This is a genomic window from Algoriphagus sediminis, from assembly GCF_030403435.1.
GTDB lineage: Bacteria > Bacteroidota > Bacteroidia > Cytophagales > Cyclobacteriaceae > Algoriphagus > Algoriphagus sediminis.
In genome coordinates this window covers 185,377-201,146 of sequence record NZ_JAUEPH010000004.1, presented here as the reverse complement: position 1 = coordinate 201,146, position 15,770 = coordinate 185,377, and the positions used below count along the sequence as shown (strand labels likewise).

Genomic DNA, 15,770 nt, shown 5'->3' with positions numbered 1-15,770 from the left:
GGTGTTATAAATTTCGTTTACCAGGCTATCCCGTAATCATCTCCATAATTTGAACTACCACCCCAGAGGGTACCATTTTCCCAGTCAAACCAGATTCCATTGATGGGTCCGGAAGTTCTGTTCCAAAAGTCCATGGTGTAGCCCATTTTAGCCAGTTCATTTCTTACCCAGGGAGAAGTATCTTCCCGAAGAATTAGGTTTCCGGGTTTGATAGCATGATCCCCAAAAGAGCTTTGCAGCTGAAGGCTGTTGAAGTTGGCGGCTTCCACTGCTTCCTGCACATTCATTCCAAACTCTACCACATTCAAAAACATCTGCAAAAGATTCTGATCCTGAGAATCACCACCCTGAACTGCAAAAGAAAGGAATGGCATTCCATCCTTCAGGGCAAGGCTGGGAGTGAGGGTGACTCTTGGTCTTTTGCCTGGCTCCACAAGATTATATGGGTTTAGATTTTCGTCCAGCACGAAACTTTGCATACGCTGACTCATGCCTACACCTGTATTTCCGGCTATCACGGCAGGAATCCAACCCCCACTAGGTGTCACAGATACCACCCAACCGTCCTTATCAGCGGCTTGGATAGATGTGGTTCCGCTAAGAAATTCTTCTAAATAAGGATCTTCCGGTCCTGATAGCGGAGTTTCTGAAATTTTGATTGCCAAGGTTTCATCCTGTGCATTTAATATCTCTAAAAAAGGATTTTCACCATTTTGAAAAGGGTAGGGATCTCCGGCTTTTATATTTGGATCATTCAAATCAGGATTGATTTCAGCCGCTCGTGCTTTTGCGTATTCTTTGGAGAGTAGACCTTTCATTGGAGATACTGGATCGAATGCAGGGTCTGAGTAGTAAAAGTCCCGATCTGCAAAAGCCATACTCATCGCCTGATACACTGTGTGGATATACCTGCTGGAATTATAACCCATGGACTTGAGATCAAAGTTCTCAAGAATATTAAGTGCCTGAAGCAAAGCCGGCCCCTGAGTCCATTCCTGGAGCTTATACACATCTATTCCCCGATAATTTACCATCAGAGGCTCCTCGATCTTTACCGTCCAGTTTGCCAGATCATCCTCTGTGAAAAGTCCACCTTGCTCTCTTGCTCCACGAACGATTTCCTTGGCTATGTCCCCTCGATAAAATCGATCATTAGCCGCATAGATGGCTTCTTCTCTACTTTGGCCTGCGGCCAAAGCTTCTCTCTCTGTCTCCACCAGCTTCAATAAGGTCTTGTACAAGTCTTCCTGAACGAAAATTTCACCAGGGTATGGAGCTTCCCGATCCTTACCCAAGTGAGTTAAAAATAAATCTTTCGAATAGGGCCACTGCTTAATCCTTTCTTTCCCTCTTTCTATGTTGTCCGCGGTTTGAGCCTCGATTGGATAGCCCTTTGCGAGATCCATTGCGGGAGCGAGAACCTCTGCAAGGCTCATGGTTCCATATTCGGCCAGCATGGTCATAAGGCCTCCTGGTGTACCGGGTGTAGTCGCTGCCAAAGGCCCATAAGCTGGAGGGTACTCCATTCCTTCAGACTTATAAAAATCCACGGTAGCTCCCGTAGGAGCATATCCAAGGGCATTAATTGCGATCACGCGCTTTTCCTCAGGATGGTAAATCAGTGCCTGAGTTTCTCCTCCCCATGAAAGTACATCCCACATGGTGGCAGTGGCCGCAAGCATAGCACAGGCAGCATCGACTGCATTTCCACCTTGTTGAAATATATGAGAGCCTGCCGTGGCGGCAAGTGGCTTTCCTGTAATTGCCACCCAATCCTTACCATGGAGAATGGGTTTTTCAGTGGGTGTGGAGCCAGGAGCTTGATTGGGTAGCTGCGCAAAACTTTGGCTCGCCAAAAAGGAAAACAGGATCAGTAGAATTTTTTTCATTTTCAGGTTAATTTTCGTCTACCAGTTGGGTAATGATGGGTACAAAACCCGGAAACTGGGAATTATAAAAAGTGAATATTTCAAATAGATCATTTGGTTCTCGGTGGCTAAGGCTATTGTTATTTACAAACTCCTCCATCATTTCAGCATCCTCTCCAAATAGCTCGTAAAATTTCTTTCGTTTCTTAGGTACTTCGATTACGTCTTTTTCCTTTAGGTAATAGTAAACATTTCGCTTGAGGAGCTGATCATTTCGCTCTCCCACCATGAGTGCTTGATTATAATTGGATTCTTTGAGAATGACTTTTGTTCGGCGCATAAGAGGGAGCTCCCCATCGACCAGCACCTCAAAGAAACCGGAGATAGGCGCGCCATCTTCTTTAAAATCCATCCCATTCACAAAGTATCTTGGGACCTTATAAGTTGAGTCCAACCAGACAATATTCTGAATCCTCAATCCAGGCATGATTGAAACCAGATTGTTTTCCGGCTCCATCAGCTCAAACATATTTGAGATCACATTGTATCTGGCCCTGAATCCTTCGAGAAGCTCCTGATCCCTGTAAAGCAAAATGGTGGCATTATTCCATTTTTTATCTATGTAAGCATCTCCTACCAGTTTTTTAGGCTCAGGAGGAATACCATATACCATATTTCCACCTATGAAATTTGGACGCTCCATGAGCAATCTCGCAGCACTATTGGTTCGAATGGTTTTCTGAATGGCAGCACCTGTTCCTTCAGCTCCGATTTTAATTAGGTAAACTTCTTCCAGGTCCAGGTCTTCATCCAGATTGACTACTTGTTCATAGAAGTTATACCCTTCAGCCCGAATGGTGAGCACATATCTATCGGCGATTAAATCCTCAAGTTCAAAGTATCCTGCGGGGTTTGATTTAACTCCGGCGGCAGTTCCTCTAAGAGTGACGGTCGCACCACGAATGAAATCTTTGGAATCCACATCGAGAATTCTTCCTTTGAGAGAATAGGTCTGGGCTTCTGCCATGAATGTGGTGAACAGCAGAAAAAGAACAGTGAATAGAAAGTTGGTTTTGAGTAGTTGGGTGATGGACATAAATCCTTTTGAGTTACTAATGTAATATAGCCAGATTGAGATTAAGCATGCAAATAATCTTCATTCACGTTCATATTACTCAAATTATGGGCAATTGGTTTCTTTATGCGATATTTAGGGAAAACTTACCGAAAGGAACAAATACAAGTTCTTTCAAAACATAAAATACCATCACTTGGATTTCTCTACATTTAATTTTGATCCCACCCTTCAGGAGGGACTAGATGCCATGGGTTTTACTGAACCCACACCCATTCAGGAAAAAGCAATTCCTGCCATTCTCTCAAATAAAGATTTGATCGCCTGTGCTCAAACAGGGACAGGCAAAACAGCGGCTTTTATTTTGCCCATTCTTAATAAGATTTCTCAATCTCCAGCCGGAAAGCTGAATACGCTGATTCTGGCTCCCACTCGTGAGCTTGCTTTGCAAATAGATCAGCAGATTCAAGGTTTTGCATATTTCCTCGGAATCAGTTCCATTCCGGTTTATGGTGGTGGTGACGGTTTAGTCTGGGAGCAGCAAAAACGTGCGCTGGAAACCGGTGCGGAAATTATCGTAGCCACTCCGGGTAGACTCATTGCACTTTTGGCCGGAGGCAAAATGGATCTTTCCAGTCTCCAGCATTTAGTCCTGGATGAAGCGGACCGGATGATGGATATGGGTTTTTCGGACGATATTTTAAAAATCGTCAATTACCTTCCAAAAGATAGGCAAACCGTACTTTTCTCGGCTACCATGCCTCCTAAAATCAGACAGTTTAGCCTTAAGATTCTTAGGAATCCTGAAGAGATTTCTATTGCCATAGGCAAAACAGCCAAAGGGGTAACCCAGGGAATGTATTCGGTCTACGATACACAGAAGGAAGACTTGGTGAAGCATGTGTTGTCTAAAAAAGACTATGAGGCTGTAATCATTTTTGCTTCTACGAAGGATAAGGTCAAATCACTCTTTCGGGTACTGAAAAAGAAGTTTGATGTGGAAGCCTTCCACTCAGATTTGGAGCAAATCGATCGTGAAAAGATCATGTCAGCCTTTAAAAATAAGAAAGTGAAAATCCTGGTCGGAACGGATATTATTTCCAGAGGAATCGACGTAGTCGGGATAGAATTAGTCATCAACTATGATACACCTGGGGACCCTGAAGATTATGTGCACCGGGTTGGAAGGACAGCCAGAGCCGACATGGAAGGGGAGGCCCTAACCTTTGTGAATCCTAAAGACCGCCAGAAGTTCGATCGAATTCAGGATTTAATTGGTATGGAAATCACTCAAATTCCATTGCCTGAGGGTTTTGAAAAAGGCCCTGAATATGTTTATGGCGAAAGTGGCAAAAAGAAATATTCTGATAACAAGAATTATTCGAAGAAAGGTGGAAATGGCAGCAAGTCTAGAAATGGAGATAAGCGTTTTCCACACAGAAACAAAAGCGGGAAAAACCAGTCCGGGCAGAAACATAGGCATTCCGAAAAAAGTCAACAACAGCCAAAACCTTCACAGCAAAGTCCATCAGCTTCAACTGGGCAGAATAAGGAAGAGTCCAAAAAATCGAATAGTAAGTTTGGACAACGTAAGAATGTAGTGGATAAGAAATAACCTTTAGAAACCATGCTTAAAGATTTGAATTACCTTTTCCAAAGAGACCTGCAGAAACTAAAGGCTGAACTGGAAGCTTATGAAAATGAGGAGGATCTGTGGCGTATAGAAGGCCAGATAGCAAATTCAGGTGGTACACTAGCCGTTCATTTATGTGGGAATCTTCGAGCCTTTATCGGAAAGGAAATAGGTGAGTTTGACTATGTCAGGGACCGGGAATTTGAGTTTTCAGGCACCCCAGTGAAGAGGGAAGAAATCTATAAATGGATTGAGGAAAGCAGCCAATGGCTAAAGGTTTCACTAGAAAAAATTGAAGACTGGGACTTAAATAAAGACTTTCCAATCCAACCCTTTCCTCAAAAAATAACCTATCAGAATTTTTTGCTACACCTGTATGGTCACTTGAATTATCATTTAGGACAGATTAACTATCACCGTCGCCTGGTGGCTAATTCGTAATAGTAAAACAACTTGTTTCCCTGCTCAAGCTTAATTTATTTCAGGTTACAAATGAATTGATTGATCCAAAAAAAAGCCATTGGTTTAATCCCAATGGCTTTTTTTTGATTCACTTTAAATTTTCTGATTTGAGGGCCGTGCTGGAAATCAAATCAATCAGGTTTAATACAACACCCTAAATCTAATGGTGCCTTTAATTGCTTTTAAGGCTTCGATAGCTTCTTTAGAATAGGCCTTGTCAATATCTGTAATCACATATCCGATTTTCTCATTAGTCTTTAAATATTGACCAACAATATTGATTTCGAAGTCCGCGAGTATTTGGTTGATCTTTGCAAGAACACCAGGTGAGTTTTCATGAACATGAATTAATCGGTGTGCATCTAATAAGAATGGCAGTTGAAGGTTAGGGAAGTTCACTGAATTGTAAGTGTTTCCAGTGTTTACATAATCCATGATTTTTCCCGGGACGAAATTTGCGATGTTTTCCTGGGCTTCTAATGTGCTACCTCCAATGTGTGGAGTTAAAATGGTGTTTTTCAGCCCTTTCAGTGGAGAAACGAATGGTTCCGAATTGTTCTTTGGCTCCTCAGGAAAGACGTCTACAGCGCAGCCCGCTAAATGTCCAGATTCGACGGCATCTTTCAAGGCCTCTATTTCTACTACATGGCCTCGGCTCAGATTAAGCAGATATGAGCCTTTTTTCATCATTTTGATATGACGGGCATCAATAAGGTCCTTATTCTCTTTTCTACCATCCACATGAAGGCTTACCACATCACAAGTCCTAAGAAGCTCTTCGAGGCTTTCAAGTTTGGTGGCATTACCCAAGGCGAGTTTTTCTACTGCGTCAAAGTAAAAGACATTCATTCCCATATTTTCTGCCAAAACTGAAAGTTGGGCACCGATATTTCCATAGCCGACGATTCCCAGTTTTTTACCTCTGATTTCAAAGCTGCCCTTGGCGGATTTATCCCATTTGCCCTGATGCATGCTATGAACCTTATCCGGGAAGTTTCTCATAAGGAAGATGATTTCAGCGATAGCCATTTCTACCACCGAGCGGGTATTGCTAAAAGGTGCATTAAATACAGCAATTCCTTTTTCCTGACAGGTCACTAAGTCTATTTGATTTGTCCCGATGCAGAAAGCCCCAATCGCAAGAAGTCGATTGGCATTCTCCAGAACTTTCTTGGTGATCTGAGTTTTGGACCTGATTCCTATTATGGAGACAGTTTTTATCTTTTCGCAAAGCTCATCCTCGCCCATGGCGGAGCTTACTACTTCTACTTGATAGCCTTCATCACGAAGGATTTGCTCGCCGATTGGGTGAATATTTTCAAGGAGTAAGACCTTGATTCGACTTTTGGGGTAGGAGAATTTCTTATTCAATTTATTGACGTATAAAATTTCATCTAAACTAAGCGCGATATGATCAGCCTTCTCGGCTACATTATCACGGTGTACATTTTCGGTGAAAGCGTAGAATTTATTCGCGATCCCTGATTCTTTGACTTCATAATCCGTATAGCCATCACCTATCATGTAGATATCGCCTTCTAAATTTAGCCTTTTAAGCGTTTCAGCTTTTCCCTTATTAACTGAAAGTGGGTTATCACGATTAAAATCCACGATGGCTCCGGACTCATCGTATACGAATTCATTGGCAAAGACATTCTCAGGCTTAATTCCATATTGACCAACGATAGGGATGATGAAATCCTTAAAGCCATTCGATAGGATAAAAATATCATCCGCATTATCTTCAAGGAATTCTCTGTTGCGGTCAAAGGACTTTGAAACGTAATTTTTTAATGAATCAACCAGATCAGCAATTTGAGATTTATTCGCCTTAAGAATTTCAAGTCTTTTTTCCAGGCTTTCTCTAAAATCTACGGTGCCCCCCATGCCCTGATCCGTGATATCTTTTATAGCTTTCAGCTTTTGCTCTCTCTCTGGATCATTCTCAAGGCTAATTTCTCCAAGTATGTCCAAAGCTTCCACACGGGTAAAAGTACTGTCAAAGTCAATGACAAATTTTTTGGGACTGCTCATAGGTTCTAGGTTTGGGTAAATGAGTCTGTAAAATTAGAGGAATGCTAAGAATTTGGAAGTTTAATTGTGAGAATTCTTATCAAAAATCAGAAAGAATATGAAATTGTTAATCGGCTTTTAATCTCTTCTGGTTGATAAGCGTCAATTAAGTTTTGAACCTAGAATTTCTAAGTTATTTTTGCAGCAAAGAATCAGAATATGAAATACACCAAAGTAATAGCGGTCTTAGCCACAGGGATATTGTTTGCATGCCAAACCGAGAAAAAAGAAGAAGTTGTGATGGAAGAGAAAGTGGAAGTAACTTCTGAAGCAATCCCGGGATCTTATGGAGAAGGAGTCGAGGAAATGGAAGCGATGAATACAGCAGAGCTTGTGGTAAAGATGGCGGAAGCTGATAGCTATGAAGGACAGGTTTATGGTGAAATTAAAGAAGTCTGCACTAAAAAAGGATGCTGGCTTACTATGGATTTGCCTGATGGAGAAAGCATGAGAGTGACTTTTAAGGATTACGGGTTTTTTGTTCCTACTACCTCTCAGGGATTCCCCATTCTTTTAGAAGGAGTTGCGACCAGAGTAACTACGGATGTTGAGACCTTGCGTCACTTTGCCGAAGATCAGGGTAAGTCGGAAGAGGAAATAGCTCAAATTACTGAACCAAAGGTAGAAATCACCTTTGAAGCTACCGGGGTAATCATTAAGGATAAAGCCTAATATGGCAATAGCGCTTGATAACCTCCGGGTGGGTAGAAAATATCGCTTCATTAATATGGGAGAATCCAGAAAAATCGAAGTGATGGACCGACTCTCAGGTGATAATTTCAGAGTCAAAGATCTAGATACATTAGAATTTTATACGCTGCATGAACTTCTTCAATGGGGTAAAGGGAAAGATTATGATCTTGATGAATTAAGAGGCCCCAAATGATGGAAAGAAGAGGATTAACTCAGGCAATTATAGGAGCAAAATGCCCCCAATGTAGAAAGGGCAAACTTTTTCCAGTCTCTATTTTTAGCTTTAGGAAAATTACGGAGGTGAATCATTACTGCGATAATTGTGGTGCAAACTTCCAACCAGAGCCAGATTTCTTCTACGGCGCGATGTACATCAGTTATGCCTTTTCGGTGGCTTTGGTCATTACGACTTTTGTGGCGGTTGGTGTGCTTTTCACTGACCCTGAGTTGTGGATGTATATCACTCCTGTGATTATTTTAAATCTCCTGCTTTTTCCGGCCATGATACGGTACTCAAAGGTTTTATATCTCTATTTGGTGGGAAAACTCAAGTACGAGGAGCCAAAGTCCTAGGAAGTTTGTGAAGCTGATGGATTAAATTGGTTTATATTGAGAATCCATCAGATGATCACTACTTCTATGAAGCAAAATGTTTTAAAATGGTTAAAGTACCTTATGGCACTTTTCTATTTTTTAGGGGGAATTAATCATTTTGTCCAGCCAGAATTTTATCTCCCACTGATACCGGAATATTTTCCGGAACCGGAACTACTCAACTTAATTGCTGGAATAGCTGAGGTTTTAGGGGCAATTGGTCTTCTTATTCCTAGGTTCCAGAAATTGGCTGCCTGGGGCATCGTAATCATGCTGATAGCCTTTATTCCTTCCCATGTTTATTTCATTCAGGTTGGCTCATGTATTCCTGAAGGACTTTGTACTGAAGAGTGGATAGGTTGGGTAAGATTAGTAATCATTCATCCTATCCTGATTTTTTGGGCATGGCTTTATACCCGAGATTAATATGGCACAAAACGTTTTTGGCGAAAACTTAATTACTTGTAGTACCTCCCCAATGACTGGGTTTTATAGAAACGGTTGTTGTGAAACTGGTGAAGATGACTTGGGAACACATACAGTTTGCGCCCAAATGACTGAAGAGTTCTTATCCTTTACGAAGTCAAAGGGGAATGATTTAAGTACGCCCATCCCTCAATATGACTTTCCTGGATTAAAGCCTGGAGATTTCTGGTGTCTTTGTGCTTTGAGATGGCTTGAGGCTTATCGTTCAGGCTTTGCACCAAAGGTGAAACTAGAAGCAACCAATGAAGCAACGCTTCGAATAATACCACTAGAAATACTCCTGAAGCACGCTTACAAGCCAATTAGTTAGGAATATTACCAGTCTTGTAAATATTACTAACAAAAATAGAAGCTTTACTAAACCCTTTTCTCCCTTTTGCGTTATTGCTTGGGTTTGGAATTCAAAGGGTATGGAAAATATTTTAAAGACATTTAAGATTGAGGTCAATTCAAATCTTTATTTGAAGGATCCTTACAGCTCTGAGTTAGGTGAGCAGATCGTCCGGGTATCAACCAGATTAATTCAGGAGTTGGGAATGGAGCAGTTCACCTTTAGGAAGCTTGCTGCCGAAATAGGGAGTACAGAGGCTGCTATCTATCGTTATTTTGAGAATAAGCATAAGCTACTTCTCTATTTAAATGCCTGGTATTGGGCGTGGATGGAGCATAACTTGGTCTTTGCTACGGCAAATCTTCAAGATGCATCGGAGCGATTGGTAGTGGCAATTCGGCTTATGGTGGATGGTCCCATCTTTGAAAAAAATGACTATCTAAATCCGAAAGCTTTGAGAAATTTAGTAGTGAACGAATCTCTCAAAGGTTACCTTACCAAGGCCGTTGATAATGAACATGAAAGCGGAATTTTCGCTCAAGTTTATAAGTTCGGCGACCGAATTTCAGAGATTATTTCGGAAATTAATCCGGAGTATAAATACCCGAAAACTTTGGTTTCGACTGTCATGGAGTCCAGTCTTCTCCAGAGTTTCAATTCACAACATTTACCGGGAATGACCGAGTGTGCCTATGAGTCTACCGGTCGATTTACCTTTTTCCATCAACTCGTAATAAACGCGATATCAAATGAATAGTCAGGCAGGAATTACCCCAGTAAAAAGATTTTTCAATCTCTTGGATGAGGAAAGGGGTCAGGTTTATTCCATTTACTTCTATGCTATACTGAATGGTCTGGTGACACTTTCCCTGCCTTTGGGAATTCAGGCAATTCTGAATTTCATTTTGGGTGGAAGAATCACCACTTCTTGGATTATCCTGGTAGTAGTAGTTGCTCTTGGTGTTGCTTTTGGTGGGTTTCTTCAAATTTCCCAAATGCAAATATCGGAGAAACTTCAGCAGAGAATTTTCACCAAATCAGGACTCGCCATAGCCTACAGGCTTCCAAGAGTAAAGACCGAAGTGATGCATGGAGAATATGGGCCGGAAGTGGTAAACAGGTTTTTTGATACGGTAAATCTTCAAAAAGGACTTTCTAAAATCCTTCTGGATTTCTCTACAGCCTTGCTTCAGATGATATTTGGATTGCTATTGCTCTCATTTTATCATCCCACATTTATTCTCTTTGGTCTGGTATTACTTGGTCTTCTTGCTTTGATTTTCTATTTCACTAGCGACAAAGGAATGGAAACTGCCTTGAAGGAATCATCATATAAGTATAAAACTGCTTATTGGCTGGAAGAAGTTGGAAGGACTTTGAATACTTTTAAACTTGTGGGGAATACACGCCTACCCATTCTCAGAGCGGATAAAATTCTTCAAAAATATGTTGAATTCCGTTCAAAGCACTTTGCGGTTCTGATCTTTCAGTATAAGATCATGATTGTGTTCAAGGTACTTATTGTGACTTCCCTCTTACTGGCAGGAAGTTTCTTGTTAATCAATGAGCAGATTAGTATCGGACAATTTGTAGCTGCTGAAGTGATCATCATTCTGGTAGTAAACTCTGTGGAGAAGCTTATTCTTTCACTAGAGACTGTTTATGACACTTTGGTAGCAGTGGAGAAGCTTGGGCATGTGATGGATCTCGATTTAGAGCGATCTCATGAAAATGATAAAACACTCGCCAAGGAAGATGGTCTAAAATTTTCTATGGATAATGTGACTTTCCATCCTCAGGACAAAGCTGAGCCTGTTTTGAAAAGAAATAGCCTTAGTGTGGAAGCTGGAAAGAAAGTGGTGATTACAGGTAAAAGTGGAAGTGGGAAAACAGCCGTACTGGCATTGCTTTCAGGTCTTTATGAAGAATATGAAGGAAAAATCAGTATCAATGATTTGTCACTTGAAATGGTGAACCTGGAGAGGCTCAGGGATAACGTTGGAGCTTGCCTTGATTTAGAACAGATTTTCCATGGAACCATCAAAGAGAATATCCTGGTCGGTAGGGATTTTGATCAGGAGAAGCTTGATCAAATTCTTGAAATGGTTGAGCTAAAAAATGAAATCTTTCAGCTTCCCGATGATTTGGATACCATCATCCAACCGGAAGGTAAAGGTCTTTCCAAGTCCTTTGCACAAGGAATTCTATTAGCTAGAGGTTTTGTGGGTGATACCAAGGCCATTCTTATGGAAAATGTACTTAGAAACACAGACAAGGAGATTAAGACCAAAGTTCTGGATTATCTGTTTGAAGGAAATTGGACGCTAATGTTGATCGTAGAGCTTGAGGAAGAGGGAATTATGAAGCGAGCCGATGAAATTATATTAATGGATAATGGCAGGGCCATTTTCCAAGGCACCTACGAGGAATATTTAAATTTTAACTCTAAATCTTAATTAGCGATGTTAGATATCACACTAAATAAGATCAAAGATTCTATCCCATTTAGTGGGGCCAAGAGTTTAGTGATGACCCTTCCTCTTAAGGAGAGTTCAAAGAGAGTTAGGGTTTTGACAAGTATCATTCTGATCCTCTTTTTAATGTTGTTTTTGCCCTGGACTCAAAATATAAGGTCAAAGGGTTATGTCACGGCATTAAAGCCTGAAATGAGACCACAAACCATCCATTCGGTCATTGCTGGAAGAATTGAGAAGTGGTACGTTCAGGAAGGGTCTTTTGTAGCCAAAGGTGATACCATTCTGCAGATCTCTGAGATTAAAGATGAGTATTTTGACTCATTGCTCTTACCAAGAACCCAAAGACAGGTAGATGTTAAAACACTATCTGCACAATCTTACCAGGAGAAAGTGGTTCAATTACAAAACCAAATTGGAGCACTTGAGAGAAATAGAGAGTTAAAGCTCCAGCAAGCTCAGAATAAATTAAATATGGCGGAATTGGACGTGATGTCTGATAGTATTTATTTGGAGCAGGCAAAAGTAGACTTTAAGGTTGGTCAGGACAGGCTTAAACGTGCTGAGCAATTGTATGAAGAAGGTCTAAGGTCATTGCTGGATTTAGAAACCAGAAGGCTGAAGTTTCAGGAAGTTCAGGCAAAAATTATAGCTGCTGAAAACAAGCTTTTAAGCAGCAAGAATAAAAGAATTACCGCTCTTATTGATCTGGATGCTATTGAGAATGAATTCATAGATAAAATCGCCAAAGCCAGGTCCGAGATGTATACAGCAATGTCTGCTCAGTTTGACACTGAAGCATCAGTAACCAAGTTGGAAAATCAATACTCGAATTACGAACAGAGAACCGGTTTCAGATATATTCTTGCTCCGCAAAATGGATATTTAGCAAGAGCCGTTCAGGTGGGTATTGGTGAAACAATTAAGGAAGGCGATGCTATTCTAAACATAGTACCTGCTGATGCTGATTTAGCCGTGGAGATGTTTGTTGCTCCTGTGGACTTGCCACTAATTTCCGTAGGAAATAGAGTTAGGTTTATCTTTGATGGGTGGCCGGCGATTGTTTTCTCAGGATGGCCGCAGATCTCTAATGGTACTTTCGGTGGTGTTGTGGTTGCCATTGATCAGTATGCTGGTCCGAATAATCAATATCGCGTCTTGGTCGTGGAAGATCCTGAAGAAGATGCATGGCCAGACCTGCTGAGAATTGGTTCTGGAGCAGACGGTATTGCTTTGTTAAATGATGTACCAGTTTGGTATGAAATCTGGCGACAGTTAAATGGATTCCCGGCTGACTATTACACTCAGGAAGAAAAAGACGCGATCGCTAAAGACAGTAAAAAATGAGAAAACTAGGGATTAGTATACTATTTCTTAGCCTGACCTTTTTTACAAAAGCTCAATCATTGGATACCCTTGAATATGAAGGGTTTTTGGAGTGGGTAAGACTTTATCATCCCGTAGCTGCCCAAGTTGAAATCAATCTCAGGATGGGAGATATGGAGGTGAGAAAGGCACGTGGTGGATTTGATCCGCTTTTGTATGGGAACCTGGACAGAAAAGAATTTAAAGAGACTGATTATTATAATCGGCAGGAGGCTGGAGTTACCATTCCTACCTGGATGGGGGTGGAGCTAATGGGAACCTTTGAACGGAATTCAGGTGAGTTTTTGAACCCGGAAGCTAATGTTCCCACGGATGGGCTTTTTGCCGCAGGCGCCGCAATAAATGTGGGGCAGGGATTGATACTAGATAAAAGGAGAGCAGCTTTGCGTCAAGCGCAGATTTACCAGCAATCTACAGAAGTTCAGCGAATTCAATTCTTGAATGGATTATATGTAGATGCCACGAATTCCTATTGGAAATGGTCTATGGCCAACGAAAATGTACAGGTTCTTCAGGAAGGAGTGGATTTAGCACAGGACAGGTTTGAATTTGTAAGGAGGAGTTTTGAGCAAGGTGATTTGCCAGCCATCGATACGGTGGAAGCCTATTCGAACTTGCTAAATAGGCAATATACTCTTCAGGCCGCACAGCAAATGCTTTTTGCAGCTGAACAGGAGTTGAATACTTTTCTTTGGAATGAAGAAGGGGAGCCAATGTTCCTAAATGAACAAATCGCGCCAGAGCCACTTTTCGATGAAAATCTTCGGGTTTTGGATCCTATTGAATTAAGGACTTTGGTGATTAACCACCCTGATCTGCAGGTGGCAGACTATGAACTGGAAAGCCTTGACGTGGAAAGGAGACTGAAGGCCCAGGAAATACTCCCTGTGGTGAAATTAAAATATAATTTCCTCACTGAAGATCTGGGGGAATTTAATTCCCCATTTTTCGAAAATAATTACAAATGGGGTGTTTCCGTTTATACGCCTTTGGGGTGGAGAAAAAGTCGGGGTGCTTTTGAGTTGGCCAAAGCTAAAATTGACTTCAAGCAAAATTCGAGGGACCTGAAGGAATTACAACTGAGAGCGAAGCTAGAGAGTGAAATCAATAGTTGGGATCAGTTGAGTTTGCAGGTGGATACATATTCTGAAAATCTTGAAAGTCTCGAGTTTCTACTTCGAGGAGAGATGAGAAGGTTTGAGATTGGCGAGAGTAGTCTTTTCCTTGTAAATAGCCGTGAAGTAAAGGTTTTTGACTCCAGAGTGACGCTAAATAACCTTCGTATGAAGCAGCTCGTGGCTTACGCCAAAGCTCGATTTGCTGCTGGATTAGGCTTCGAGTAATTATCCAATTCTGGCAGAGAGTTTTGACTTAAGACCTTTCAGATATGAAAGGCCAAAAGACCACAGTTCCGGATGACCAAGTAAAAATTCTGCTTGGTCCTCCGGGTTTTTTATAGCTCTTGCCTCAGAAAAAATTTGCTTAATCTGCTCCGTATCCTGAATTGATTCAGGATTTTTCATATACCGTTGGACAGTCAGAGTAAAAACTTCCGTAAGCTTTTCGGGTAGAGCTTGCGTTTGGTCATAGTAATCTCGAATAGAAGCCAATATTCTGGGTGAGAGTTTTGCGATGGAATTAAGGGCAATACTATTCAGCTTATGTTCGATAAATGGATTTCTAAAACGATCAAATATTTCAAGCATGTATTCTTCCAGTTCTTGCTTTGGCAAAGGGAGAATTGGAATAACCTCTAACAAGATCATTTCCTTCAAAAAAGCAAATAGCTCCTTATTATTCATGAATTCACTTACGGTTTTGATCACATGTGGAAGTCCCAAGGCAACCATGGCTATATGAGCACCATTTAAAATTCGAACTTTTCGAAGAGAAAAGGGAGTTAGGCTTTCGGTAAAAGTGATCGGTAGAGCAGGGTGGTGCAGAATAGTCTCTTGATGACTTCCTTTCCTTTCCTCAATGCCAAAAAAGAAATAAGGTTCTCCCTGAACTCTTGAGGGATGAAATTTTGAATTGGGGCCATACTTTTCTAAAGTGCTATTTGAAGGTAAACCAGTTATTATTCTATCTACCAATGTATTATAAAATAAATTTGAATCTATGACCCAAACTTCAAACTCCTCAGAGAGCCCCCAAATTTTGGATTGCTCCAGAATCATCTCCCGGAGTTTATCTCCATTATTTTTGATTAGCTCACATGGCAAAAAATAGAGTCCTTTTGTGTTATCTCCTTTAAAAAATTCAAAGCGTCTATAAAGGAAGTGGGTAAGTCGAGCTGGAAAACTATTCGGAAAAGTAGGATAATCTTTTTCCGTTTCAAGTTTGAATCCAGCTTCCGTCACATTGGAAATCACAAACTCTAAATCATTGGATTCAGCAAGTTTAAAGAAGTCATTTTGCTGATCTGGAAGTTTGATTCCTTGCCTTATGACATTGATTTGAAGTTCTTCATTGATCTCATTTCCATCTTTTAATCCTGCCAGCCACAAGGGATAATTGAAGTTAGTTTCCTCTAGTCTTTTAATTGAATTGGAGTTGGTGGATTGAACTAGGGCAATTTTTGGTTCCCATAAAGCGTCATCTTTGAGCTTTTGAAATAAAGGCTCAATAAATCCACGTAAAAAATTTCCTGTTCCAAATTGGATTACATTTATATTCGATTCACTCACAAAATAAA

15 protein-coding genes are annotated in these 15,770 nt (G+C 40.9%); 11 read left to right on the top strand and 4 right to left on the bottom strand.

Translation table 11 applies throughout. The annotated features are described in order from the left end of the window. Positions 1-17 precede the first annotated feature (17 nt). Together QVH07_RS10210 and QVH07_RS10205 are read right to left on the bottom strand one after the other, a co-directional pair. On the bottom strand, positions 18-1,889 hold the full coding sequence (locus QVH07_RS10210) for a gamma-glutamyltransferase family protein (protein WP_290000122.1): 1,872 nt from the start codon (positions 1,887-1,889) through the stop codon (positions 18-20). 7 nt (positions 1,890-1,896) lie between these two features. Further along, complete coding sequence (locus QVH07_RS10205) at positions 1,897-2,964, bottom strand: carboxypeptidase-like regulatory domain-containing protein (protein WP_290000121.1); 1,068 nt, start codon at positions 2,962-2,964, stop codon at positions 1,897-1,899. A 175-nt stretch (positions 2,965-3,139) separates the two neighbouring features. Between QVH07_RS10205 and QVH07_RS10200 the strand changes: the two genes are divergently transcribed. After that, positions 3,140-4,558 carry a DEAD/DEAH box helicase gene (locus QVH07_RS10200; protein ID WP_290000120.1) on the top strand — a complete coding sequence of 473 codons (1,419 nt, stop codon included), beginning with the start codon at positions 3,140-3,142 and terminating at the stop codon, positions 4,556-4,558. Between the two features lie 12 nt (positions 4,559-4,570). Beyond that, positions 4,571-5,017 carry a DUF1572 family protein gene (locus tag QVH07_RS10195; RefSeq protein ID WP_290000119.1) on the top strand — a complete coding sequence of 149 codons (447 nt, stop codon included), beginning with the start codon at positions 4,571-4,573 and terminating at the stop codon, positions 5,015-5,017. Positions 5,018-5,179: 162 nt separating this feature from the next. On the opposite strand, the gene serA is transcribed toward QVH07_RS10195, so the two are convergent. Then, positions 5,180-7,072, bottom strand: coding sequence for a phosphoglycerate dehydrogenase (serA, locus tag QVH07_RS10190; RefSeq protein ID WP_290000118.1), 1,893 nt, complete (start codon positions 7,070-7,072; stop codon positions 5,180-5,182). Positions 7,073-7,270: 198 nt separating this feature from the next. Between serA and QVH07_RS10185 the strand changes: the two genes are divergently transcribed. The 9 genes from QVH07_RS10185 to QVH07_RS10145 all read left to right on the top strand — a co-directional run bounded on the left by QVH07_RS10185 (position 7,271) and on the right by QVH07_RS10145 (position 14,418). Then, complete coding sequence (locus QVH07_RS10185; protein WP_290000116.1) at positions 7,271-7,783, top strand: DUF4920 domain-containing protein; 513 nt, start codon at positions 7,271-7,273, stop codon at positions 7,781-7,783. Between the two features lies 1 nt (position 7,784). Next, positions 7,785-7,997 (top strand): hypothetical protein, encoded by a 213-nt coding sequence (locus QVH07_RS10180; RefSeq protein WP_290000114.1) that lies wholly within the window; start codon positions 7,785-7,787, stop codon positions 7,995-7,997. Next, complete coding sequence (locus QVH07_RS10175) at positions 7,994-8,377, top strand: DUF983 domain-containing protein (RefSeq protein ID WP_353890986.1); 384 nt, start codon at positions 7,994-7,996, stop codon at positions 8,375-8,377. The genes QVH07_RS10180 and QVH07_RS10175 overlap by 4 nt, the downstream gene beginning before the upstream one ends. 36 nt (positions 8,378-8,413) lie before the next feature. After that, positions 8,414-8,824, top strand: coding sequence for a DoxX family protein (locus tag QVH07_RS10170; RefSeq protein ID WP_290000111.1), 411 nt, complete (start codon positions 8,414-8,416; stop codon positions 8,822-8,824). Position 8,825: 1 nt separating this feature from the next. After that, complete coding sequence (locus tag QVH07_RS10165; protein WP_290000109.1) at positions 8,826-9,194, top strand: DUF2237 family protein; 369 nt, start codon at positions 8,826-8,828, stop codon at positions 9,192-9,194. A 100-nt stretch (positions 9,195-9,294) separates the two neighbouring features. Further along, positions 9,295-9,972 (top strand): TetR/AcrR family transcriptional regulator, encoded by a 678-nt coding sequence (locus tag QVH07_RS10160; RefSeq protein WP_290000108.1) that lies wholly within the window; start codon positions 9,295-9,297, stop codon positions 9,970-9,972. Beyond that, positions 9,965-11,671, top strand: a complete 1,707-nt coding sequence (locus QVH07_RS10155) for a peptidase domain-containing ABC transporter (protein WP_290000107.1) — start codon at positions 9,965-9,967, stop codon at positions 11,669-11,671. The genes QVH07_RS10160 and QVH07_RS10155 overlap by 8 nt, the downstream gene beginning before the upstream one ends. Before the next feature lie 6 nt (positions 11,672-11,677). Then, positions 11,678-13,036: an HlyD family secretion protein gene (locus QVH07_RS10150; RefSeq protein WP_290000106.1), complete on the top strand. Its 1,359-nt coding sequence runs from the start codon at positions 11,678-11,680 to the stop codon at positions 13,034-13,036. Continuing rightward, positions 13,033-14,418: a TolC family protein gene (locus QVH07_RS10145; protein ID WP_290000105.1), complete on the top strand. Its 1,386-nt coding sequence runs from the start codon at positions 13,033-13,035 to the stop codon at positions 14,416-14,418. The genes QVH07_RS10150 and QVH07_RS10145 overlap by 4 nt, the downstream gene beginning before the upstream one ends. Here QVH07_RS10145 and QVH07_RS10140 read toward each other — a convergent pair whose 3' ends face one another. Further along, positions 14,419-15,762: a tagaturonate reductase gene (locus QVH07_RS10140; RefSeq protein WP_290000104.1), complete on the bottom strand. Its 1,344-nt coding sequence runs from the start codon at positions 15,760-15,762 to the stop codon at positions 14,419-14,421. Positions 15,763-15,770: the final 8 nt, after the last annotated feature.